Origin of the sequence: Lysinibacillus telephonicus (assembly GCF_003966145.1) — a bacterium.
Lineage (GTDB): Bacteria > Bacillota > Bacilli > Bacillales_A > Planococcaceae > Ureibacillus > Ureibacillus telephonicus.
The window spans coordinates 62,525-86,609 of sequence record NZ_RXNR01000002.1 but is presented as its reverse complement, the minus strand read 5'-3'; the positions used below and the strand labels follow the sequence as shown (position 1 = coordinate 86,609).

Annotated in this window: 19 protein-coding genes and 1 riboswitch; of the genes, 5 read left to right on the top strand and 14 right to left on the bottom strand. The window is 37.0% G+C overall.

The window, feature by feature from the left end:
* Window positions 1–2: 2 nt before the first annotated feature.
* The 12 genes from EKG35_RS01050 to EKG35_RS00995 all read right to left on the bottom strand — a co-directional run bounded on the left by EKG35_RS01050 (window position 3) and on the right by EKG35_RS00995 (window position 13,478).
* Window positions 3–1,124 (bottom strand): cobalt-precorrin 5A hydrolase, encoded by a 1,122-nt coding sequence (locus tag EKG35_RS01050; RefSeq protein ID WP_126292453.1) that lies wholly within the window; start codon window positions 1,122–1,124, stop codon window positions 3–5.
* Window positions 1,117–1,902: a precorrin-4 C(11)-methyltransferase gene (cobM, locus tag EKG35_RS01045; protein ID WP_126292452.1), complete on the bottom strand. Its 786-nt coding sequence runs from the start codon at window positions 1,900–1,902 to the stop codon at window positions 1,117–1,119. The genes EKG35_RS01050 and cobM overlap by 8 nt, the downstream gene beginning before the upstream one ends.
* Entirely contained in the window at window positions 1,902–2,609 is a 708-nt protein-coding gene (gene cobI / locus EKG35_RS01040; protein ID WP_126292451.1) for a precorrin-2 C(20)-methyltransferase, read from the bottom strand. The genes cobM and cobI overlap by 1 nt, the downstream gene beginning before the upstream one ends.
* A complete protein-coding gene (gene cbiE, locus EKG35_RS01035) occupies window positions 2,602–3,798 on the bottom strand; it encodes a precorrin-6y C5,15-methyltransferase (decarboxylating) subunit CbiE (RefSeq protein ID WP_126292494.1) in 1,197 nt (398 codons plus the stop codon). The genes cobI and cbiE overlap by 8 nt, the downstream gene beginning before the upstream one ends.
* Window positions 3,779–4,912 (bottom strand): cobalt-precorrin-5B (C(1))-methyltransferase, encoded by a 1,134-nt coding sequence (locus tag EKG35_RS01030; protein ID WP_126292450.1) that lies wholly within the window; start codon window positions 4,910–4,912, stop codon window positions 3,779–3,781. Before EKG35_RS01030 ends, cbiE begins: the two co-directional genes overlap by 20 nt.
* A 2-nt stretch (window positions 4,913–4,914) precedes the next feature.
* Window positions 4,915–5,574 carry a precorrin-8X methylmutase gene (locus EKG35_RS01025; protein ID WP_126292449.1) on the bottom strand — a complete coding sequence of 220 codons (660 nt, stop codon included), beginning with the start codon at window positions 5,572–5,574 and terminating at the stop codon, window positions 4,915–4,917.
* Between the two features lies 1 nt (window position 5,575).
* A complete protein-coding gene (cobK, locus tag EKG35_RS01020; RefSeq protein ID WP_126292448.1) occupies window positions 5,576–6,343 on the bottom strand; it encodes a precorrin-6A reductase in 768 nt (255 codons plus the stop codon).
* 10 nt (window positions 6,344–6,353) lie between these two features.
* Window positions 6,354–8,012, bottom strand: a complete 1,659-nt coding sequence (cobJ, locus tag EKG35_RS01015) for a precorrin-3B C(17)-methyltransferase (RefSeq protein ID WP_185807603.1) — start codon at window positions 8,010–8,012, stop codon at window positions 6,354–6,356.
* Between the two features lie 175 nt (window positions 8,013–8,187).
* Window positions 8,188–8,365, bottom strand: a riboswitch (cobalamin riboswitch).
* 373 nt (window positions 8,366–8,738) lie between these two features.
* Window positions 8,739–9,809 (bottom strand): rhamnose ABC transporter substrate-binding protein, encoded by a 1,071-nt coding sequence (gene rhaS / locus EKG35_RS01010; RefSeq protein ID WP_126292446.1) that lies wholly within the window; start codon window positions 9,807–9,809, stop codon window positions 8,739–8,741.
* Between the two features lie 65 nt (window positions 9,810–9,874).
* Entirely contained in the window at window positions 9,875–10,894 is a 1,020-nt protein-coding gene (locus EKG35_RS01005) for an ABC transporter permease (RefSeq protein WP_126292445.1), read from the bottom strand.
* Complete coding sequence (locus EKG35_RS01000) at window positions 10,894–11,928, bottom strand: ABC transporter permease (protein WP_126292444.1); 1,035 nt, start codon at window positions 11,926–11,928, stop codon at window positions 10,894–10,896. Before EKG35_RS01000 ends, EKG35_RS01005 begins: the two co-directional genes overlap by 1 nt.
* 23 nt (window positions 11,929–11,951) lie before the next feature.
* The gene (locus EKG35_RS00995; protein WP_126292443.1) at window positions 11,952–13,478 is read right to left on the bottom strand and encodes a sugar ABC transporter ATP-binding protein; all 1,527 of its coding nucleotides are present in this window, start codon (window positions 13,476–13,478) and stop codon (window positions 11,952–11,954) included.
* A 200-nt stretch (window positions 13,479–13,678) separates the two neighbouring features.
* On the opposite strand from EKG35_RS00995, the gene EKG35_RS00990 reads away from it, so the two are divergent.
* The 5 genes from EKG35_RS00990 to EKG35_RS00970 all read left to right on the top strand — a co-directional run bounded on the left by EKG35_RS00990 (window position 13,679) and on the right by EKG35_RS00970 (window position 19,875).
* On the top strand, window positions 13,679–15,778 hold the full coding sequence (locus tag EKG35_RS00990) for a bifunctional aldolase/short-chain dehydrogenase (RefSeq protein ID WP_281274573.1): 2,100 nt from the start codon (window positions 13,679–13,681) through the stop codon (window positions 15,776–15,778).
* A 162-nt stretch (window positions 15,779–15,940) separates the two neighbouring features.
* The gene (rhaB, locus tag EKG35_RS00985; protein WP_126292441.1) at window positions 15,941–17,404 is read left to right on the top strand and encodes a rhamnulokinase; all 1,464 of its coding nucleotides are present in this window, start codon (window positions 15,941–15,943) and stop codon (window positions 17,402–17,404) included.
* Complete coding sequence (gene rhaM / locus EKG35_RS00980) at window positions 17,401–17,721, top strand: L-rhamnose mutarotase (protein WP_126292440.1); 321 nt, start codon at window positions 17,401–17,403, stop codon at window positions 17,719–17,721. The genes rhaB and rhaM overlap by 4 nt, the downstream gene beginning before the upstream one ends.
* A gap of 84 nt (window positions 17,722–17,805) precedes the next feature.
* A complete protein-coding gene (gene rhaA / locus EKG35_RS00975) occupies window positions 17,806–19,059 on the top strand; it encodes an L-rhamnose isomerase (RefSeq protein ID WP_126292439.1) in 1,254 nt (417 codons plus the stop codon).
* A 51-nt stretch (window positions 19,060–19,110) separates the two neighbouring features.
* Window positions 19,111–19,875 carry a DeoR/GlpR family DNA-binding transcription regulator gene (locus tag EKG35_RS00970; RefSeq protein WP_126292438.1) on the top strand — a complete coding sequence of 255 codons (765 nt, stop codon included), beginning with the start codon at window positions 19,111–19,113 and terminating at the stop codon, window positions 19,873–19,875.
* A 79-nt stretch (window positions 19,876–19,954) separates the two neighbouring features.
* Here the strand turns inward: EKG35_RS00970 and EKG35_RS00965 are convergent, their stop codons facing one another.
* Together EKG35_RS00965 and uvrA are read right to left on the bottom strand one after the other, a co-directional pair.
* On the bottom strand, window positions 19,955–21,430 hold the full coding sequence (locus EKG35_RS00965; protein ID WP_221766314.1) for an L-fucose/L-arabinose isomerase family protein: 1,476 nt from the start codon (window positions 21,428–21,430) through the stop codon (window positions 19,955–19,957).
* A 191-nt stretch (window positions 21,431–21,621) separates the two neighbouring features.
* On the bottom strand, window positions 21,622–24,081 hold the full coding sequence (uvrA, locus tag EKG35_RS00960) for an excinuclease ABC subunit UvrA (protein ID WP_126292436.1): 2,460 nt from the start codon (window positions 24,079–24,081) through the stop codon (window positions 21,622–21,624).
* Window positions 24,082–24,085 lie beyond the last annotated feature (4 nt).

Genomic DNA, 24,085 nt, shown 5'->3' with positions numbered 1-24,085 from the left:
TCCTAAAATGATAAACGTGCAACGCTAATCGTTACGTTGCCGCTTTTCTTTTTCTGCAGCAATAAATCAGAAGTTTTTGCATAACGCATAGCTGCAGGCTCGCTGACACCGTAAGCACCTGTAAATTTAAATACCGTTTCTGAAGGATTTGGAAGAGGCATTTCATTTAACTCGGCAGGTGTGTAAGTTACAAATTCCCAGCCATACTTTTCAGTTATTGCTAAAAAACAAGATTCATCTTTTTTTAAGTCAATCGTACAAAGCGCCTTTACACTCTTCTTCGAAAGCTGCAACTCTATTAATGTTTCATCAATTACAGCCTCGACTTCATCAAGAGAGGTGCCTCGATTGCATCCCATGCCTAGTACAAGCGATTTCGGACGATATACGACTCCGTTTTCTAGCAAAATTTCTTCACTCGGCTGAAGGAGTCGATCTGTAATAATTAGAGAGGCTTGGGGCTCTGCTTGAATCGCATCTTTTATGGTTGGGTAGATAATGATTTCTTTCGGCATAGGTGTTTCATGCATCCACCAATTTTTTTCACCTGTCTCCTGGACAATTGCTACATGCTCCTCATTTACTACTGAAGCACTGACAGGGGTAAGTTTTTCCTCGCTATCCCACACCCAGCCAAAACGAGCGCCGAATAAATCAACAGGTATCGTTTTTTGTACATCTGATGCAGTTGTAATAACAGCTTTTGCTCCCATTACGTTCGCAATTTCATGGGTCAAAGCATTTGCACCGCCTAGATGCCCTGATAAAACACTAATTACATGTTCACCGCGGTCATCAATGACTACTACTGCCGGATCTTTCTTTTTATCTACTAAAATTGGTGCAATCATTCTCACAACAGCACCTAGTGAGATTATTAAAATTAAACCTTTGTATTGTTTAAAAAGAGCCGGCAACAATAAACGTACTGATCCGTTAAATAACTGAATGTTGCGTTCCTCTTCATCACCTTTTGTAAATTTCCCCATATAATAAAGGTCCGCACTCGCAAAGGATTGTTGTAATTCACGCCCCATTTGGACACCATGTTTTGTAATGGCTACAATTGCATATGGATGTCGAACATGGATGTCTGGTAGAATACCTTCCTGTAACTCAATCATTTACTTTCACGCCTTTTCTAAAGCTATGTGTAAAGCTTGCATCATATAGTTTTGAACGATATTCTTTTTTATCGTGTATATCTGGATCAAGGGCCCAACCCGCTAAAATCATTGCATGTTTACGAATGCCATTAACACGCATTGCTTCATCTAATTCACTTAATGTTGTGCGAACAATTTTTTGGTCTGGCCAAGTAGCACGCTGAATAACAGCAACAGGCGTATTATCTGCCCACCCTGCTTCCTGCAGCTCTTTGACTATTTTCTTTGTTAAAGTAGCGCTTAAAAATAGTGCAATTGTACAATGGTGGCTAGCAAGCAAACGCAATTTCTCAAACTCCGGTACGGGTGTCCGTCCTTCTGCACGTGTTAAGATAAGTGTTTGTGTTAAATCTGGTATTGTAAGTTCTGCTCCAATAGCAGCTGCAGAAGCAAATACAGAACTAACCCCGGGAATAACTTCATAACCAATGCCGTGGGTTTTGAGTAATGCAACTTGTTCCATAATTGCACCATACATCGCAGGATCTCCGGTATGCATTCGTGCAATCATTTTTCCATTTTTCACCCGGTCAACCATGATATCGACCATTTCCTCTAAATGCATTCCAGCTGTTCGAATTATTTCTGCGCCCGGCTTGGCTTTTGCAATCAGTTCCTCATTCACCAAGGAGTCTGTATACATGACGACATCTGCTTTTTGCAAGATTTCCAGCCCTTTTACCGTAATTAAGTCTGGATCACCGGGACCCGCTCCAACAATCCAAATTTTATCCATTATTTACGCACCACCATTAGTGTTAAGTATTCTAAATCTACTCCATCAAGCTCATCTACATTCCAAACAACTTCTTCTTCTGAAGTTACTTTTGTTACGACAGCAGCGTTCTTTACTAAATTTAAATCACGCAAAACTTGCAGCATTAAATCAATAACTTTCGCTACTTTAAGGAAGACAACAGCATCGTTACTTTCTATAGCATTTCGCATCGCGTCATAGTCATCTACTGCAGGTATGATTGCTAAATGATCATCCCCATCCGCCAAAGCAATACCGAGTCTAGCCGAAGTTCCATTAATTGAAGAGATTCCAGGTACTACTTGAATCGATACATCTGGATGTTTTTCTTGCATTAGTTTCATCATATGAATAAACGTACTATATAAAAGAGGATCCCCTTCCGTTACAAAAGCAACGTCTTTTCCCTCACTAAGTTTTTCGTAAACTAGCTCAACAGATTTTGACCATTCACGTGCTAAGATCTCTTCGTCTTTCGTCATTGGAAAAACAAGTCCAAGCATGTCCTTTTCTTGTGGATTGATATATACATCTACAATACGATGTGCATAACTTTTACTTCCCCTTAGTTTTTTTGGGTAAGCAATTACCGGAGATTCTTGTATAATTCGAAATGCTTTTACTGTAATAAGTTCTGGATCTCCTGGTCCAACACCTAACCCATATAAAGTGCCCAAATTAGTCATTTTCTTTATCCTCTCGATACGCTGTAATTATATAAATCGGATTTAGCGGTACAAAACGAGTCATATCTAAAATTGGCTTACTACGTGCTAGTTGTGCTTGTAAAATAGAAACTACACAGCCATTTTCTTTTAACGTGGTTACCGCTTTATATAAATTTTCAATTGTCGCAGCATTCATTACTAGTTTTCCATTTTTCTTTAATCGTTTTGTACAAACCTGTAAAAGCTCCTCCATTTCTCCACCAGAACCGCCGATGAAGATTGCATCAGGATCAGGGAAGGTTTCTAAACCCTCAGGAGCCTTTGCATGAACCGTTGTTAAGTCAACACGGAATTTTTGCTGATTAAGCATACAGTTTTCTAAATCAGGGGCATTCTTTTCTATAGCAAAAATTTGCCCTTCCCTTGCTATTTTCCCTGCTTCAATCGCTATTGACCCTGTACATGTGCCGATATCCCAAACAATGCTAGATGAATGAAGCTCCATTGCTTGTAAGCTTAGTACACGAATTTCTTTCTTTGTAATGAGTCCTTTATCCGGCTTTCTTTGGGAAAACTCCTCATCATCGATGCCCAGTGGATACTGCTTTGGTTTAGTCATTGCCTTTAAAATGACAACATTTAGGGGGGAAAAGGATTGTGTCTCCATTTCATCAAGTGAATACCAACCCACCTTTTCTTCCGAACCATCTAAATTTTCAGCAACAAATGCTTTATATTCATTCATGCCAAAATGCTTTAAATAACTGGCGATAGCGTTTGGATTATTCACTTCGTCGGTGAGTATTGCTACTTTTTCCCTTCCATCAATCCGCTGTGCGAATCCTTTGATGGAACGACCATGTAAGCTTGTTAAAAAAGCATCTTGCCAGCTTTCTTTCATTCGTGAAAATGCTAACTGTATAGAACTCATTGTTGGATAGATTTCCAGCGGCAGCTTTTTTGCTAGAAACCCGCCTATACCATAAAATAGTGGATCGCCTGAAGCTAAAATAACTGTCGACCTTGTTTCCTGTTGAAGTGTTTCAACAAGCTTTGAAAGTCCGCCTTTAATCGTTATTTTTTCTCCTTTATAATAAGGAAAAAATTCAAGCACCCGTTCACCACCAACAAGCACCTCACTGTCCTCTATCCATTGTTTATATTGTGGCAATAGCCCTGTTGTACCGTTATCTCCAATTCCAATCATCTTGATCGATTGTTGCAATATTCTCAGCCCTCCCTAATAACTCACCTTTCATTGAATAGATTGATGTTGAAATCGTCATGCCCTCTTTAATATGGTTTAATGACTCATAGCAGCATGATTTACAAAGGAGGTCAAAAAAACGGGTGTAACCTTTCTCTAACATCAAATCTCCTACTTGTGATGCAGTGTTTGCTGTTAATACCTGTTCAACTATTTCATCTGAAGCACCAGAAATTTGAGCTAATTTTGCTAAAAACTCAAAATTTATCGGTGCACTTTTGGAATGAACCATCATTACTCCCTGCGCTACCTTTGAGAATTTCCCCATCATACCAACTAGAGATACTTGCGGAATACTTTGCTTTTTACAATGCTTTAAAGTAAAACCTACAAAGTCCCCCATTTCGATAAAGGCTTCTTCTGGCAAATGTGGGTATTGTGCCATAGCAAATTTCTCACTTCGACCACCTGTTGTGATTACAAGGTGGTCGCAGCCTGCTGCCTTTGCAACACTGATTGCTTGAACTATACTAGCCATATAGGCTGAACTTGAAAAAGGAACAACGATGCCCCTTGTCCCTAAAATTGAAATGCCGCCAATAATCCCAAGACGTCCATTGAGAGTCTTTTTTGCAATTTCTTCTCCATCAGGCACTGAAATAATTACCTCAACTCCGCATTTCACTCCGTATTCATCAATTATCTGCTGCACCGTTGAAAGAATCATTTTACGTGGTACTGGATTAATAGCTGCCTGTCCTACTTCAACTGGCAACCCTGGTTTTGTTACGCGTCCAACCCCAATGCCTCCATCTAAATGGATTCCTGGGGTTTCAACAAATCGTACAGTACTTAATATCCTTGCCTGATGTGTTGCATCTGGATCATCTCCAGCATCTTTGATTGTTTCGCAAGTAACTTTACCTTCTTCAAATGTGCATGATTCAATCGTAAATGTTGCATCCTGTCCAATTGGCAGGTGAATGGTTGCTTTTTTTTGTACTTCATTTGTTAATAGGGCCATTAATGCTGCCTTTGTAACAGCGGTCGCACATGCTCCAGTTGTAAATCCATTACGCATTTTTTTTGGATCTTTTTTATCGCTACTAACCATAATTATTTTTTCGCTCGTTCATCCGCTAATATAGAAATAGCATTTAATGCAGCAACTGTAACTGTGCTTCCACCCTTTCGACCTACATTTGTAATAAATGGAATACCCTCTAATTTTGCAAGTTCTGCTTTTGACTCAGCAGCTGAAACAAATCCAACAGGCATTCCAATAATTAAATCAGGCTTCGCAACTCCTTCTTTAATGAGGCGGATTAGTTCTAATAATGCAGTTGGTGCATTTCCAATTGCATAAATACCCCCTTCATTTTCTCGAACTGCTTTTTGCATCGAAATAATAGCTCGAGTAGTATTTTGTTCCTTCGCTTCTTTCGCTACATCTGGATCGGCAATATAACAATGTAAATCTCCCCCATGTTTTTGGAATCGTTTACGTCCTGATCCACTTTCTATCATTTGTACATCGGCGATAACATGACGACCTGCTAAAATAGATTGAATCCCTGCCTCGATTGCATCTGGAGTAAACATTACACTGCGTCCTAATTCAAAATCAGCAGATGCATGGATAACTCGTCTAACTACTTTCCACTGGTCATCCGTAAACGAGTGCTCTCCCATTTCTTCTTCAATAATAGAAAAGCTATAGTCATAAATTTTATCCGGGTCAACTGTTAATGGTGTAAAGTCTGTATTGAAATTCAACTTAAATTCCTCCCAACTGTTTTAGTGCTTCTTCTACTTCTTCGAAAGTTTCATATTGTTGTCCATATTTAATTTGTGGACGTTTTATTAAAACAATTTCGATACCACATTCTAATGCTGCTTCAATCTTTTCATCTACGGAGCCCACTTTTCCACTTTCCTTTGTAACCATCACTGTTACTCCGTACTGCTTGTAAAGTGCTGTGTTTAATTCTTTAGTGAATGGCCCTTGAATTGCTACAATATCTTTTTGTGCTATTCCTAGCTCTTGACATTTTTCCATATTTTCAGTATTTGGCAGCATACGGGCAATTACTCGAATTCCTTCTTGTCCATTAAGTACATCTGTGAATGTCTTTAGCGTTTTACTACCTGTTGTAAGCATGATTGTTCCGCTTTTTTGCAACGCTAATTGCGCCGCCTGCTGATAACTAGCTACTTCAGTAATTAGAGAGTGTTGATAATGCTCTTGCTTTCGTTCGAACCGAATATATGGAATGTTAAGAGCTTGAGCTGCCGCCATTGCTTGTTTTGATGCTTCTTCTGCAAAAGGGTGGCTTGCATCTAAAATACAAGAACAGTTATTTTTTACACATAAAGCTTGCATCTCTTCTGCAGTCAACCTTCCGATGTGATGTGGAATGTTTTCTTCTGCAAGACTATCCGCAGCTGATTGTGTAACTACCGTCGCTAACAACGAGTAACCTTTACTTTGCAAGAGAACAGCGAGTGCCCTTGCATCACTTGTACCTGCTAAAAATAAGATCATCGCTAACCTCCTAATCACCGCATGGAGCCGGCTCAATTTTTATCTTGCTACCCATCTCTTGGTATTCGAAGTTCAAAATCTTCTTCACCCGTTTAAAATATTTAAATAATCGTTCGTTAGGATGGGCATTTTGTTTATATTCATTAATAATGTCTGTAATTAGCGGTAATAATTGTTCTGGTTCCAACCCCTCTACAACAGGCTGTGCAGCGTGTGCAGTCCGTCCAACTGGTTTAGCTCCTAGGAAAATATCAAACTTGTTTTTTCGATATACAATTCCGATATCATCGAAAACTGCACGGTAACAGGCCATCCCACAACCATTAAAGCCAATGTTTAATTGTTTTGGTAGATTCATGCCGCCAAATTTTTCTTGAAGCGCCTCTGCATATGGAATTGAATCGGCCTTTTCTCCGTAGCAGAAATCACACGCTTTAATGTTTGCAACATCTCCTATTGGAGCAATTAAAAACCCAACTGATTGCAGCTTATCGGTAATCGCTGTCGGATCAGTAGTAGGAATTTTTAGGTGAATTTGATGTTCAGGTGTATACTCCATTGTCCCTTCTTCACCAACAATATCAGCGAGTGTTCGCATCTGTTCCGGGGTAAAGAATTTATTTGCTACTCCTGGACTTACTGCAACTTCAAAAATCGACTCAATCGCCTGTTGTACAATTTTTTTCTCCTGTACTGCTGTCGATGAACTACCTTTTGTTAAGAGTGAAACTGCTAATTGAGCCATTTCCAGTGAAGATTTTTTCGGTTGCTGAATTGATTTTTCTTTAGGCTTCCTTTCAATACGCTCATACCCCGATGGTGCCTCTCCTGTTTCCTGATCCATTGCCCAAGGCTCTGCCTCTTTTTTCAAGCGTTGATGTGGGCGCAATGCCTGCTTTTCCTCACCCAGTGTATATTTTCTTTGGTAGCCCCGAGGAGTAATCATTTTATTGTCATAAAAGAAGGTTGTTGAATTTCCAACAATAACTGTAGTTAACATGCCGATATCATGATCCAACATTTCTGCCAACGTTGTTATAACAATATTTTGACGGTCGCGATAAGCACTTTTTACTAGTCCAACAGGTGTATCAGGAGATCGATACTCTAGTAAAATTCTCTGCGCTTCAACTATTTGTCTTGTTCTTCTACCACTTTTCGGGTTGTAAAATGCAATAACAAAATCAGCCATGGCAGCGGCTTCAATTCTTTTTTCAATCAATTTCCAAGGTGTTAAATGATCGCTTAGACTTATCGTGCAAGAGTCATGCATAATTGGTGCACCTAGTAAACTAGCACAGGAATTAATAGCTGAAATTCCAGGAACAATTTCAACCTCAATCCCTTCCTTTTCTGTCCATCCAAGCTCAATTAAAACTTCATACACAAGCCCTGCCATTCCATATACGCCTGCATCACCGCTGGAAATAACAGATACGATTTTTCCGGCTTCTGCTTGTTTAACTGCTTCCTGTGCCCGAGAAACCTCTTCAGTCATTCCGGTGCTAATAATTGATTTAGCTGTAACAAGATGTTCAATAAGCTCGACATATGTTTTGTAGCCGATGATAAATTCACTTTGCTGCAAAGCGTCTATTGCCCGTTTTGTAATATGTTCATAATCCCCTGGACCAAAACCAACAACGAAAATTTTCCCTTTTTGCAATATGATTCCTCCTTAAAATCCATATATTAAATACGTCTCTTTACCATCTCTTAAAGAAGGTATCTTAATAGAAAAAGGCCTTTACTCTCGGAAGGGAGTAAAGGCCTGATCATTCATATAAGAACAAACAAAAATAGTATAGTATACTACTTTACCTAAACTTCTCCCTCCGAAAAGTTTGATTAAACGTTATCAAGCAGGTTTCCTGACTTAAGCTTCGTTTTACTCTCACACCTTCCCAAATTTATGGTGGCATTGTGATTTCATCAGCAATTACAGTAGCGGGGGCTGTACCAGATTTGCACTGGTTTCCCTTTTACCTCGAAAAATCGAGCACTTAATAACCTATTTAGTTGTAAAATAATAGTATGAATTAAAAATATCATATTACAATTATAATAAAAAGAATAATTATCTATTTTTTAAAAAATATAGAAAAATGGAAATCTTAATACTGCACTGCAGTACAGCGCTATCAAATGAATTTTTTTGTAAATGATGACTAATCCTAAAATGAAAAAGTATGCAATTCCTATGCGTTCTCTCAAGCTATAAATTAGAGTTATCCCCAAACGTCCCCAAATAAATAGTAAAAATTTCTACCTATAATAAAGAAAAAGCTGCTCATTTTCAAAGGTAAAAATGAGCAGGTTCTTATTGACTATTTCATATTATTAGTGTAGTAAGCTTTTAAGAAAACAGAGATTTTTACCACACATTATCTTTTAATTAATATACATCTTTCCATTCGCTAATATTTGAAGAATCAAATTTAAATGGATCCCCAAGCATAATTTGCGTTCCATCCCCATCTTCTACAACCTCAAAGGAACCTAGTTCACCTATTTCAAACGTTTCGCCCAATGCACCTGTTTTTCCATTAACAAGTTCTACAGAGGCATAGCCTGCTGCATAACCTACATCAATTGGATTCCATAAATACATCCATGGGGATACACCATTTTCAATATAACTTGCCATCTCACTAGGTAAACCAAGGCCTGTTAAAGCAACTTCCCCCGCTAACCCTTTATCCGTCAATACTTTACCCGCAGCAGCAATACCAACAGTTGTTGGAGCAATAATCCCTTTTAGATCTGGGTATGATTTTAATAATGCTTCAGTTTCAGAAACACTCTTATCACGCAAATCATCCCCATATGCTACTTTAACTAATTCCATATTTGCATATTTAGGATCTTTTAGCTCTTCTTGCATCCATTCTATCCATAAATTCTGATTTGTTGCTTGAGAAGTAGCACTTAAAATTGCAATTTGCCCTTCATAATTTATCATTTCACCTATCGCTTGAATCTGAACACGTCCAATACGTTCTGGGTTCGCTTGATTTACATGAAGCATACGACTATTTGAGTTTACAGCTGAGTCAACAGAAAGAACTTTTATACCATTTTCCATCGCCTTTTTTAATACCGGTTCCAACGCATCGTTGTCGTTACCTGCAATCGCAATAGCACTCACTTTTTGAGTGATTAACTGCTCAATAATTTGAATTTGACCTTCTGCTGTTGGTTGATCAGGTGAACGGTAAATGACTTCTCCCCCAGCTTCATTAATTGCCTTTTCAAATCCTTCATACATCTTTTCCCCATATGGATTCCCTGTATTTTTAAATACGAAGGCATATTTCGCTGTACCGCCTTCTCCAGCATCGCCTGCTGTTCCTGCTTCTCCCTCTCCTTCCGATTCTGTCGCTGGAGCCTCTGTTGAAGTATTTCCACACGCTGCTAGTAGCAACAACATCAAAAGGAGCATTAGTACGTTTTTAAATTTCCCCATATCTTTACCCCCAATGTTTTAAATTGTTATTTTAATAAGAACCAAAACGATTCCTAATTAAAACCTTATTTACGCAACAAAAACTTCGGTAGTTTTAATTTTGGCGTTGCTACTGCCAAAATTAACAATGCACCAATAATTATCAATAAAGTTTGTGATGGAATATTAATTAAACCGAGACCATATTGTAAGAAGCCGATTATGAAAACAGCTAAAATCGTTCCTAACATCCGCCCCTTTCCGCCAACAGTACTTATACCGCCTAAGGCAGCCATTGTAATTACCTCTAATTCATAGCCTGATGCCACATTAGGTCGAGTACTGCCCATACGTGATGCTAGGAATATAGCAGTTACAGCAGCCATCACCCCTGCTAATACGAAAACAATAACTCTAATTTTATCTACACTAACCCCTGAGAAACGGCTTGCTGTTGGGTTGCTTCCGATTGCATAAACATTGCGCCCGAAAGTTGTTTTATGCAAAAGTAATGTAAAAACAATCGCTACAATAATAAAAGCTATTAAAATAAATGGAATATTCCCTGCAGTTCCCCATCCAAAATAATTAAACCAATCAGGGAAATTTCCTGAAGCTTGATCCTCTAAAATGATATACGCAATCCCTCGAAACAAAATCATTGTTCCTAAAGTGACAATTACAGCAGATAGTTCCTTAAATTTAACAATCAATAGGCCATTTATTAATCCGCATAATGCTCCTACGGCTAAACAAACTAAAATAGCAATTTCCATAGGGAAACCAAACGAATTATAAACAGTTGCCATTACTACACCCGATAAAGCAACAGTTGAACCAACGGATATATCAATATCGCGCATAATCATAATGAGCGCCATTGGAAAAACAATAAATGCTTTATCCAAAAAAGTAGAAGTTGCTCCTAGCAAACTATTAGCATCTAAAAAGTAAGGTGAAAGTATTGAGTTAATAATAAATACTAAAAATAGAATTAAAATTAATAGCCATTCCCATTGTAAAAAGAAAGACTTTAATGAAAACTCTTTTTTATTTGCTAAATTATTTGGAAGATAATTTTCTTCAGCAAGCGATTTATTATTCATTAAATCTTCCTCCTTACTAAATTATTTCTATCCACGCTTCGTTTTACTAGAGTATTTAAAATAACAGCAATTAGAATAATCGCCCCTTGAATCCCTGTTTGCCAAAAAGGTGAAACATTTAATAATGGGAGGGCATTTTGCAATATTCCTAGAAGCAATGCACCTAAAAGTACACCTGAAACTTTCCCTGCCCCACCAGCTATGCTTACTCCTCCAAGAATACATACAGCAATGACCGTTAATTCATAGCCCGTTGCAGTATCTCCCTGTGCAGAGGCAAATTTTGAAACCCATAAAACTCCTGCTAAACCCGATAATCCACCAAGTGTTGAATAAACGAGAATTAAAATTTTATTCTCATTAATTCCACTTACCTTTGCTGATTCCGGATTGCTCCCTACGGCATAAATTTGCCTTCCGATTACCGTATGATTTATGACATAATAAAAAATAATATAAATGACAATGGCAATTACGATTAAGTTATTTATTCCAAAAACTTTTCCTGTGGCAATCGATAAAAAACTATCTGTCATCTGATATGAGCTAACCCATTCTCCATTACTAATGCGATATGTCAATCCCCTAAAGACATTCATTAGCGCCAACGTTGCAATGATTGGGAGTATTCCAATTTTCGCTATAAGTACTCCATTTAACACTCCGCATACAATACCTATTACGATTCCAATTAAAATAATTAATAATGGATTTAAGCTAAACTGACTAACAAGCTGTGCGCAAATCATACCTGATAGAGCAATAATTGCTCCTATTGATAAATCGATTCCACGAGTTACTAGTACAAGCATCATCCCCACTGCCAAAATACTAAGAATGGCAGCATTTGTAATCATATCGTTTATATTCTCAATCGTTAAAAAACTCGAATTTCGCCATTGAATAAATGCACAGAGTATTACAATAAATACAATTAAACCGAGTTCTCGAAATTTCGATATATTTGCTAATAATTTATTTGAAAGTGTATGTTTTTCGATATTATCGGTCTGCTGTATAACATGTTCGTTCATGTTTTACCTCCATATCCTTCTTATTACACTTCGACTACTACTTCTCGATTATTTGTTGGTTCACTTCCCATCGCTGCCTCTAAAATTCGTTCTTGAGTAGCCTCTTCTTTGCTTAAAGTAGTAGCAATGCGCCCTTCCTTCATCACGATTATCCGATCACTTAGGCCGAGTATTTCAGGCATTTCAGAGGAAACTAATAAGACGCCATACCCTTGTGCAGCAAGATCATTAATAATTTCATAGATTGCAGACTTTGCCCCAACATCTACACCCTTTGTCGGTTCATCAAGGATTATTACTTCTACATCGGCAGTTAATAGTTTTGCCACAGATACCTTTTGTTGATTGCCTCCAGATAATGAACTGACTAAATCGAAAATCGAATTCGCTTTAACACTTACCTTTTCAGCCAATTCTTTAGCTACAGTTGCCTCTCTTTTTGGATTTAGCCATCCCTTTTGCGAATACTTTTTCATAGAAGGCAAAGTAATATTTCTACCTATATCCCAAGATAAAATTAGGCCTTGTAACTGTCGGTCTTCAGGTAAGTAGCCAATACCAAAATTCATTGCGTCCTTTGGTTTTTTTATTTTTACTTTTTTCCCTTTTATAAAAATTTCACCTTTATCTGCCGGAGCAATACCGCAAATTGCCTGACAAACTTCTGTTCTTCCTGCTCCAACCAACCCTGTCAATCCGACAATCTCTCCTTTGCGAACATTAAAGGATATGTCAGCAAAATAACCAATCTTCCCTAGGTTTTTAATTTCTAAGATTGATTCTTTAATCTCATTATGTTTATTTGGAAACACTTGTGATATTTCCCTACCGACCATTTGAACAATTAACTGTTCATTTGAAATTTCATCAACTCCCCAGCTCCCCATGTATTTCGCATCTCGCAAGACAGTAACTTGAGTTGCTAATCGATACATATCCTCAAAGCGGTGAGAGATAAAAATAATTGATACGCCATCATCTCTTAACTTTTCTGCAATTTTATATAACTCTTCACTTTCACGGGCAGTCAATGCTGCAGTAGGCTCATCCATAATAATAATTTTGGCCTTCGTTGATATTGCTTTTGCAATTTCTACAATTTGTTGCTGAGCAACACTTAGAGAACCCATCTCTACTTTAGGGTCAATTGTTGAACCAAGCTGACGTAAAAGGCTTCGAGCTTCATAATGCATCTCTTTCCAAAGCAAACGCCTAGTAATTGGACTCACTTTTTCATGTCCCATAAAAATATTTTCTGTGACAGTTAAGTCAGGGAAATTCGTAACATGCTGATAAATTGCTGCAATCCCTTTTACTTGGGCATCTTTGGGATTATTAAACTCTACTTTCTCACCGTACAAATACATTTCTCCTTTGTTTGGAGAATGAACCCCTGTAATTATTTTGATAAACGTAGACTTACCAGCTCCGTTTTCTCCCATAAGCGCATGGATTTCACCTTTTTTTAATTTAAAGTGAACGTTATCTAAAGCTTTTACTCCGGGAAATTCCTTTGTTATTCCTTTTAATTCCAAAACATATTCAGACATTCCAACACCCCTCGCCTAAATACTTTCAATTTTAAATAAAAAACCAAATAATCCAACAAAAATCAAATTTATCGGAATTTTCATTCTTCAATGTTAAATATTATAATAAAGCATAAGGTAAACGTTTACAATTAGAAATTTTGCAAAAAAATAAAAAATTATTTAATTTAACTATTTCAAAAAAAGAGAAAAAATGTATAATAGAAAACAAAGAAAAAACGGAGGTTTTTATGATGAAAAATGTTTGGAATGTTTTGGAATCAAAAAAATTGACTACCGATTTAGAAATGTTGGCTTATCGTTCAAATTTGATTGGATCTGATAGAACCGTTTGTAATTGGGGGGGCGGCAACACTTCAGTAAAATCCAAAGAAATTAACTTTAAAGGTGATGAAATTGACGTTCTTTGGGTTAAAGGAAGCGGCTCTGATTTAGCAACAATTAAGCCTGAGAACTTTACCGGATTGAACTTGCAGGACATATTGCCGCTATTTGAATACGATGATATGTCAGATGAAGAAATGGTTGCATACCTAGAAAAGTGTATGATTGATTCAAAACATCCTAGAGCTTCCATAGAAACCTTATTACACGCTTTTTTACCGTTTCCTCATATAGATCATACACATCCAGATGCCATTATTAGTTTATGCTGCGCACATAACGGTAAGAAAATAGCAGAAGAAATTTTTGGAGATCGCTTTGTTTGGGTACCATATTTGCGACCTGGATTTAAGTTATCAAAGTTAATTGCAGAAAGTGTCAAAGAAAATCCCGGAGCTGAATTAGTTTTAATGGAAAAGCATGGACTTGTAACTTGGGGGTATACAGCTGAAGAGTGTTATAACAAAACAATTGAGGTAATAGAACAAGCAGAAGCATACATTACCTCTAAAATTGAAGAAGATTACGTATTCGGCGGCCAAAAATATATCTCTTTAGATGACTCAATTCGCACTCAATTTTTATCTCAAATTCTACCTATTATCCGTGGTTCAGTGAGTGATGACAAAAAAATGTTATTAAAAGCTGATAGTGCTGATGATATCTTGCAATTTGTTAATAGTGTGAGAGCAAAAGAACTTTCTAGTATTGGCGCTGCATGTCCTGACCATTTAGTACACACAAAACGAGTGCCTCTTTATGTTGAATGGGATCCATCTACTCAATCATTGGAAGATTTAAAAGAAATTTTACCAAATTTAATTTCTCAATATAAATTAGAATACAGAGAATACTTCGAACGTAATAAAAATAATGGAGATGTTATGTTCGAGCCAGCCCCACGAGTAATTTTAATCCCAGGAATTGGAATGATTAGTACTGGAAAAACTTTAGCAATGGCTGATATAAGCGGTTCCTTGTATCACCGTGCAATCGCGGTAATGAAAGGTTCTACTAGTTTGGGAGATTTTGTTTCTTTAAATGAAAACGAATCTTATAACATTGAATATTGGCCACTTGAACTTTATAAATTATCTTTAGCACCAAAAGAAGCTGAATTCTCTCGCCAAGTGGCATTCATTACTGGAGGGGCAGGAGGAATCGGCAGTGCAACAGCAAAGAAATTTGTTGCAGATGGGGCTCATGTTGTTGTTGCAGATATAAATTTAGAAGGAGCACAAAAAGTCGCAGACGAATTAAATCAAAAAGCTAATGCATTTGTTGCTGCTGCTGTAAAGATGGACGTTACAAAAGAAGAAGAAGTATCCAAAGCCATAGAACATGCAATCTTAACTTTCGGTGGAATCGACATTATTGTTAATAATGCTGGATTAGCAACCTCCTCTCCATTTGAAGAAACAACACTTCAAGAATGGGAATTGAATATGAATGTACTTGGCACTGGCTACTTCCTTGTAGCTCGTGAAGCATTCAAGCTTATGCAAGCACAGGGACTGGGCGGCAATATGGTTTTCGTTGGTTCTAAAAATTCAATTTATGCGGGGAAAAATGCAGCTGCATATAGTTCTGTTAAAGCCCTTGAAGTTCATCTAGCAAGATGTATCGCTAGCGAGGGTGGACAGTATGGGATTCGTGTGAACTCTGTTTTACCCGATGCCGTATTGCAAGGGTCCGCAATATGGGGCTCACGTTGGCGTGAGGAACGTGCTGCCGCATATAATATCCACCCTGACCAACTTGAAGAACACTACCGAAAACGAACAACTTTGCTGGTAAATATATTCCCAGAAGATATTGCAGATGCCATTTTATTCTTTGCATCTTCAAAATCCAGTAAAACAACCGGCTCCATGATTACAGTAGACGGCGGAGTACCAGCTGCCTTTACAAGATAATAGGAGTAGCACAAGCATTCTCTAGCTGTCCTTCGGTGAAAACACCGGCCGAGGGACAGGTGGTTTGCCCTTAAACAACTTTAAAAATTTTATTTTACTCAGAAAACAATTAAAATACTTTGCAATCCCTTTTGCAAAGTATTTTTTAAGGGGTGTATTGTTTTGGTCCATATTGCAATTGATATAGGAGCATCTAGTGGTCGCTTAATAGAAGGAACTGTCGATGATGGAAAAATAATATTAAATGAAATTCACAGATTTCCAAACAAGTTCAATCAAAAAGAGAAATATGCTTGTTGGGATATTCACTATTTACTAAAAGAAATTTTAACTGGTTTACAAATCGCCAAACAAAAAGGAATATCATCTTGTACAGTTGGAATCGATACTTGGGCTGTTGATTATGCCCTTATTGATGCAGATGGCAACTTGCTTCAAGATATTATTTCCTATCGTGACCATCGCACAGACGGGATAATGGAGAAGGTTTTTAAAGTAATAAGTAAAGAAGATATTTATAAAAAGACCTGTTTACAGTTTTTGTCATTTAATACACTATTTCAGCTGTTTGTAGAGAATAAAAATCTATTAGGCAAAACAGATAAAATATTACTGGTACCGGATTATTTAAATTATTGCCTAACAAATAAACTAACAGCTGAAATTACAAATGCTTCAACTACCCAACTTTTAAATATTAAAACTCGTAATTATGACTCTGAATTGCTTGATTTAATAGGCATACATCGAGACCAATTCCCGAACCTTGTGGAACCTGGTACTATAATTGGGCCGTTACTAAAAGATAAATTCCCTAGCTACAATCTGCCTGATTGCACAGTGATAGCTGTCGGTTCGCATGATACAGCTTCTGCCGTATTGGGTGTACCCGCTACAGAAGGAAATTGGGCTTATCTAAGCTCTGGAACCTGGTCCTTACTTGGTGTTGAACTAGAGCATCCGGTTGTAACAAATGAATCATTAGAAGAAAATTATACGAATGAATATGGGGCATTTCAAACATATCGGTTTTTAAAAAATATAATGGGTCTCTGGGTGATTCAAGAAGTAAAACGCTTGCTTCCGAATGATTTAGACTTTGCTGAACTTGTTAGCGAAGCACAAAGTGTAACCCCTTTCAAACAGTTTATTAATTTTAATGATGATCGTTTCTTAAATCCTAAAAATATGATTGAAGAAATAAAGGAATATTGCCGCGAATTGAATCAACCAATTCCTGAAACGATTCCCGAGATTGCTGCTGCAATATATCATAATCTAGGTATTATTACTGCATTCCATATCGATCATATTGAACGTATTATCGGAAGACCAATTGAAATTGTTCATATTGTCGGTGGAGGTTCAAACAATGCATTCCTAAACCAGTGCATTTCAACATATAGTCAACGCACTGTATTGGCTGGCCCTTCAGAGGCAACTGCCATCGGAAATTTATTAATTCAGTTCTTATATTCAGGCTCGATTTCAACTATTCAGGAAGGACGTAAGATTGTCCAGGAATCGTTTCCATTAAGCCGGTTTGATCCTAAACCATTTAATAAAGATGCATTATTTGAGCAGTTTATTGAAGCTACCAACTTAATTAGGAGTGATGTTTCTTGATTAGAAAGGCATTTTTGATGCAAGTTTATTCAGAATATTATGACGAGTATAAAAGAAGGCATGACAATTTGTGGTCTGAAATGGAAGAAGCAATTCTTCAGCACGGTGCTGCCTCATACTCCATTTTCCTAAATCCTAATACTGGACAGCTTTTTGCATACCTTGAAGTGGAAAATGAGGATAAATGGGACGCATTAGCTAATACAGATATTTGTAAAAAATGGTGGGAATACATGGCTCCTTTAATGGAAACGAACGATGACAACAGCCCTGTTTCCATCGATTTAAAAGAAGTATTTCACCTTTCAAAAAGTTAGAAAACAGCACATTGCCGGTATTTTTATGATTAAACTTATGGAGATAGGATGTTTTCTTATCTGCCACAATAAGGGGGATAAAAAATGACAACAACAATTAGCTACGAGCAAGCAAAAGCTTATTATGAACAATGGGGTGTAAATGTTGATTTAGCTTTGAAGCAACTAAATCAAATTCCAATTTCTATTCATTGCTGGCAAGGTGATGATATCTCTGGTTTTGAAACTATAAAAAGTGAACTTTCTGGAGGTATTGATGTTACAGGGAATTATCCCGGCAAGGCAAGAAACGGGGATGAATTACGAAGCGATTTAGAAAAAGCATTAAGTTTAATTCCTGGCAAACACCGTGTAAATCTACATGCTATTTACGCAGAAACAAATGGACAATTTGTTGATCGCGATGAGATTTTACCCGAACATTTTGCAAAATGGGTAGACTGGGCAAAACAAAATGGACTCGGCTTAGATTTTAATCCCACTCTATTTTCACACGAAAAGGCAAATGATGGTTTGACTCTATCCCATCCCGATGAGCATATACGTCAATTTTGGATTGACCATTGCATCGCCTCCCGCAAAATTGGTGAATACTTTGGGAAAGAACTAGGTACTCCTTGTTTAACAAATATTTGGATTCCAGATGGCTACAAGGATATTCCTAGCGATCGGCTTACTCCTAGAGTTCGTTTAAAAGAGTCATTGGATACTATATTCGAGTATAAAACAGATGAAAAATATAATATAGACGCTGTGGAAAGCAAGCTATTTGGACTTGGTTCTGAATCTTATGTTGTAGGATCACATGAATTTTATTTAAGCTATGCTCAACAAAACAATAAGCTATGTTTACTTGATACAGGCCATTTCCATCCTACCGAAACCATTTCTAATAAAATTTCTACAATGCTTCTTTTTAATGAAAAAGTCGCTCTTCATGTTTCACGTCCTGTTCGTTGGGATAGTGATCACGTTGTTATTTTAGATGATGAACTTAAAGAGATAGCATTAGAAATTGTTAGAAATAATGCCATTGAGCGTGTATTAATCGGGCTGGACTTTTTCGATGCAAGTATAAATCGTATTGCTGCTTGGATTATCGGTACACGCAATATGATTAAAGCATTGTTATATGCTTTATTGATTCCTCACAATTATTTAAAAGAGCTTCAAGAACAAGGAAACTTTACAGAACGGCTAGCGCTGATAGAGGAGTTTAAAACCTATCCTTTTGGTGCAATATGGGATCATTACTGTGAAATCTCAAACGTTCCTATTCGTGAAAAGTGGCTTCAAGAGGTTCAAATCTATGAAAAAGACATTTTATCAAAAAGATGATACAATATTTTTACTATTTGATAAGATGTTGCTAAGAAAGGAGCGACTTTCATGTTAGCAGCAGAACGCAGAAAAAAAATATACGAACTAGTAGATGAGCAAACATCTGTTAAAGTAGCAGATCTTAGCAATTTATTTTCAGTTACAGAAGAAACTATACGTCGAGATCTTGAAAAACTTGAAAAAGAAAATAAAATTAAACGCCTACATGGAGGAGCTGTTAAAGTTTCCAGCAATGATAGTGAGGTTCATTTTACTGAGCGAGAAATCTTACATGTTGAAGAAAAAAGAGCAATTGCCGCCGAAGCTGCAAAACTCATTTCTGAAGGAGATAAAATCATCCTAGATGCAAGTACAACAGCATGGTGCTTAGCCCGCTGCCTTCCTAATATATCTATTACAGTCATTACTAATTCTGTACAGGTTGTTAATGAGTTAATGGAGAAGGACCGTATTGAGGTAATTTGTATTGGTGGACGATACTCGGCGAAATCCCATTCATTTATCGGTCCACTGTCAGAGCGTTCTTTAGATAATTACCATGTGCACAAAGCCTTTATTTCCTGTAAGGGCGTTCATATAACAAATGGAGTCAGGGATTCTAGTGAATTACAGGCATTACTTAAACGTCAAATGATTGCACATTGTGAAGAGGCGATTTTGATGGTAGATAATAGTAAAGTTAATGCGCATTCATTTTCACATATCGCCCCCCTCTCATTTATTCACACAATTATATGTGATGATAAAATTGATAAAAATTTCAAATTACAAGCAGAGGAAATTGGTGTTAATGTAAAAACTGTTAGTCTATAAAAATATAAGGTCTATTCCATCAGTACTATGGATTAGACCTTTTTATATTTCGGTTTTAGACTGCTTAAAATTTTATAGATTATAATGTACTATACGAAATATTTAATAAGTTAGCAGTTTTCTCTAGTACACTTGCATTATGGCCTATTGAAATTGCACAATGATGTGTCGGGGCTTCATTAAACCAACGTTCCATATATAAATCAGGCTGCTTATTAAATTTTACATGTGTTTGTGTGTTTCCAATTTTCATGATGGGTCCATCTATTGAATTTCCTTCACTTATTATCAACTTCAATATCCCTTCATTTGTTTGAGTGACACCAAGAGCCGTTATTTCGCCAGTACGTACCTTTGCTTCAACAGAAACACCGCTGCCCTGTTTACCGTGATACAATCCCATACCACGTAATATAGGCTTGCCATCTGCAATTTGTAAATGAAACGGTCCATCATGTCCGAATAAAATTGTGCCAAAATTGTAATCTGCGGCTACAATTTCACTATAACTTCCACCTACTTCTAAAATATCGCATATTTTCATAGCTATAGCTGTTTTTAAGTCTCCCTCACCTGCGCATGGTATGTGATTAGCAGTTAAAAGAAAATGTCCAAAAATAAATCCACTTTGCAATGCTTCATATTCGTTGCCATGTGCACCATGATAATAATAAACAAGAGCGTCCAAGTTCTCTACTAATTTTTGCTGTGCAGCCGCAACTTTACATGCCCATAGCAGCTGCTCTTCAGTAGGCTTTCTAGCTAATTTATCTGTTGGCGAATCCTCACTAATAATAAACATTTCTTGTAGCTGTTTATATTTTTCTCCTATTTCAGTAGATGTAACCGTTTCTAAAAAAGCTGCAAGATCGCACATTTCCAACACTTCAATATGAATACCTGTTTGAGCTTGAACCATCGTAAAATCAGAATACATATCAAGCATGCCATTATACGTATTTCCTAAAAATCCGAATGTAGAATTTTGTATATTTCGTTTCACTTTCGCAGCAAGAATCCATTCATTTATTTCATTCCATGCACGTTTAGCTTCCGGTCTTTCGTTTGTAATCTCATTGCATATAGCACTAGTCCCTTGAGTTTCCAATCCTAATAGACCACTAATCACTGTAAAAGGAATTTTCGAGCGATTAAACGCATTAGTAAATTCCGGTACTGGACATGCTACACATTGAGCTAACCATTCTCCCGTATCTGTTTGATCATATTCAATTTGTGGCGTTGGTTGTAAGCTTAAAATTATAGTTCGAGCTTGGCATCGCTGATGGACTGGCAAAACAATTGAACTTGTCGCATACGTTCCGGAGTGCAAAAAAATCAAATCCACATTATTTTTGTTAAAATACTCACCTGCTTGTCGTCCTAATTCAACACTATCTACTAAACCAAAATTATAAACCTCGGCATCTTCGCTTAGTTTTTCTTCAATAAAACGATTATATGAAACTATTCTTTCCTTTAACCCGTTAAACTGTTCCCAGTAGGCATGAAGTCCGACCGTATAGATTCCAATTCTAGGTTTTACATACTCCATTTCCATTCCCCCATTAATAAGCTTTCTATTAAATTATATGAATTAAATAGTTTAACTATCCTAAATTAATAGAAAAAATCACTCACTATCTTAACGAGTAAATAGAATAAAAAAGGGTTTCTCTCACACAATAAAAAGAGCTGACTAAAAATCATCTAATAATAATTTTTAGTCAGCTCTGATCAGCGCTTCTATAAAAATGCCCCCGTATAAGACAAAGAGTTTTTTGAGACTTCTTCCGGTGTTCCTTCTGCTATAATCATCCCGCCTGCTTTGCCACCTTCTGGACCAAGGTCGATAATCCAATCGGACTGACGAATAATTTCGCTATTATGTTCAACTACAATAACAGTATTGCCGGCATCAACTAATCGATTTAAAAGTAGAAGCAATTGTTTAATATCACTTGGGTGTAACCCCGTAGAAGGCTCATCCAATAAATATAAAGTATGATCTTTTGATTGTTTAATTAACTCCTTTGATAATTTCAAGCGTTGTCCTTCGCCGCCAGATAATGTTGTAAGAGACTGTCCCCATTTTAAATAGCCAAGACCAATTTCACTTAATAAACGAATCATTGGAACCATTTTTTTATTATCTTCAAAAAGAGGCAAGCTTTCTTCAACTGATAAATCCAACAAACTTGAAATTGTATATTCTTTATAGGTGACATTTAAAATTTCTTCTTTAAACCTGTTACCATGACAAACTGGACATTGCACTTCTAAATCAGGTAGGAAACTCATCTCCAATGTTATAAAACCTAGTCCTTGGCAGTTTTCACATCTTCCACCTGGCGTATTAAATGAAAAATCTTTAGGTTGTAATCTGTTTTCTTTTGCTTCAGGTAAACTGGCAAATAGATTTCTCATCGACGTAAAAATATCCGTATAAGTTGCAATATTTGAACGTTGCATACGACCTAACGGGGATTGATTTACTGAAATTACTTTTTGCACTTTGTCTAAGCCCTCGATTTTTTCACATCCTTCACTTGTACCATTTATACTGTTTGCAAGAACATCGAATACTAAAGAAGATTTACCTGATCCCGAAACACCTGTAACAGATACGAAGCAGCCAAGTGGGATTTTTGTTGTAACACTTCTCAAGTTATGTTTAGTTGCATTATGAATTATTAAATAGTCCCCTATACCTTTGCGAGTTTTTGACTCAAACGGCTCATTTTCTCTTAAATAAGCTCCTGTAACGGAATCCTTTTGCACTATCAGTTCTTGTAAGGTTCCCTCTCCAACAACTGTCCCACCAAAAATACCAGCCCCTGGACCAATATCTATAATGTGATCAGCTTCTTTCATTACTTCTATATCATGCTCTATGACAAGTACTGTATTACCTAAATCTCTTAGCTGTTTCATTACCTTTACTAAACCTTTAGTGTCCTTTGGATGTAGACCAGAAGTGGGTTCGTCTAAAATGTACAGCACACCTGTTAACCCTGAACCAAGAATAGATGCTAACCGTAATCGTTGTGCTTCTCCTCCAGATAAAGTAACCGTTTGCCGATCCATTGACAAATAACCCAAACCAACATCTATAATTCTCGTTACTTTCGTTATTAAGTCATGTAAAAAGGTTTCTATTAGCTGTGAATTTTCATCAGTTAATGATTCCTGTAGATTTTTTAACCATTCATGTATATCCTCTAACGAACCACTAGATATATCCGTTATAGATTGCCCATTAACGTATACTTCTCGACTTTCCCTTTTCAACTTTTTCCCTTCACAGTTAGGGCATTGATGTGAGTAAAAATAATCGGCTTCTCCCGAGTTGCCGCCTTTTTCCTTATATCTTCTCCACATTCCTGTAAGAATACCTTCAAATTTACCTTTCCCCACTGCTTTCGGCGGTTTGACATTAGGAAAATGTGCAGTAAATTGTTCACTTTCTACACCGTAATACAGTAAGTCTTTTAACTCGATTGAATAATCTTTTAATGGTAAATGTTCATCAAATGGAATGCCATAATGCTTGGCAGCTGCTTTTACTATCCCTTTCTGATATTCACCATAAGTTCCAGCCCACATCGCAATTGATACACATCCACCTACTAAACTTAAGTCTTCATTAAAGACAGCATTTAAATCAATATCGACTACCTTCCCCATTCCATCGCATGTTGGACATGCCCCTTCAATTGTATTAAATGAAAAATGTGAACGTGTTAATTTTTCCAGTCGTTCCTGACAATGTGGACAATATATAAATTGCTTATAACCCGTCTCTTCATTCATTTCTCCATTCAATGTAGGAGGAATCATTTTATGGCAGCTTGGACATTTACGTTCACCTAATTTTTCGTAGATAAGGCGTAAATACGTATACATATCGGTTACGGTTCCCACTGTTGAACGCGGATTTCGATTCGTCACATGTTGCCCCACACTAATCGAGGGAAAAAGACCAATAATAGAATCTACTTTTGGTTTGCTTACCCCATCTGTCGGCATCCCCATCGATTCCATATATTGTCGTTGACATTCTCTTTGCAGGGTATCCATTGCTAATGTAGATTTCCCTGATCCAGAAGGTCCAGTTAGTACGACAAGTTTTTGTTTTGGAATCGATAGAGAAATATTTTTTAAGTTATTTTCACGAGCACCTTGGATATCGATAGTGTGTATCATTTTG

What these genes read in the sequence shown, in the direction of transcription:
- EKG35_RS01050 (WP_126292453.1), bottom strand. Translation starts at nt 1,124, where the DNA reads ATGATTGAGTTACAGGAAGGTATTCTACCAGACATCCATGTTCGACAT.
- cobM (WP_126292452.1), bottom strand. Translation starts at nt 1,902, where the DNA reads ATGGATAAAATTTGGATTGTTGGAGCGGGTCCCGGTGATCCAGACTTA.
- cobI (WP_126292451.1), bottom strand. Translation starts at nt 2,609, where the DNA reads ATGACTAATTTGGGCACTTTATATGGGTTAGGTGTTGGACCAGGAGAT.
- cbiE (WP_126292494.1), bottom strand. Translation starts at nt 3,798, where the DNA reads ATGATTGGAATTGGAGATAACGGTACAACAGGGCTATTGCCACAATAT.
- EKG35_RS01030 (WP_126292450.1), bottom strand. Translation starts at nt 4,912, where the DNA reads ATGGTTAGTAGCGATAAAAAAGATCCAAAAAAAATGCGTAATGGATTT.
- cobK (WP_126292448.1), bottom strand. Translation starts at nt 6,343, where the DNA reads ATGATCTTATTTTTAGCAGGTACAAGTGATGCAAGGGCACTCGCTGTT.
- rhaS (WP_126292446.1), bottom strand. Translation starts at nt 9,809, where the DNA reads ATGGGGAAATTTAAAAACGTACTAATGCTCCTTTTGATGTTGTTGCTA.
- EKG35_RS01005 (WP_126292445.1), bottom strand. Translation starts at nt 10,894, where the DNA reads ATGAATAATAAATCGCTTGCTGAAGAAAATTATCTTCCAAATAATTTA.
- EKG35_RS01000 (WP_126292444.1), bottom strand. Translation starts at nt 11,928, where the DNA reads ATGAACGAACATGTTATACAGCAGACCGATAATATCGAAAAACATACA.
- EKG35_RS00995 (WP_126292443.1), bottom strand. Translation starts at nt 13,478, where the DNA reads ATGTCTGAATATGTTTTGGAATTAAAAGGAATAACAAAGGAATTTCCC.
- rhaA (WP_126292439.1), top strand. Translation starts at nt 17,806, where the DNA reads ATGACAACAACAATTAGCTACGAGCAAGCAAAAGCTTATTATGAACAA.
- EKG35_RS00970 (WP_126292438.1), top strand. Translation starts at nt 19,111, where the DNA reads ATGTTAGCAGCAGAACGCAGAAAAAAAATATACGAACTAGTAGATGAG.
- EKG35_RS00965 (WP_221766314.1), bottom strand. Translation starts at nt 21,430, where the DNA reads ATGGAGTATGTAAAACCTAGAATTGGAATCTATACGGTCGGACTTCAT.
- uvrA (WP_126292436.1), bottom strand. Translation starts at nt 24,081, where the DNA reads ATGATACACACTATCGATATCCAAGGTGCTCGTGAAAATAACTTAAAA.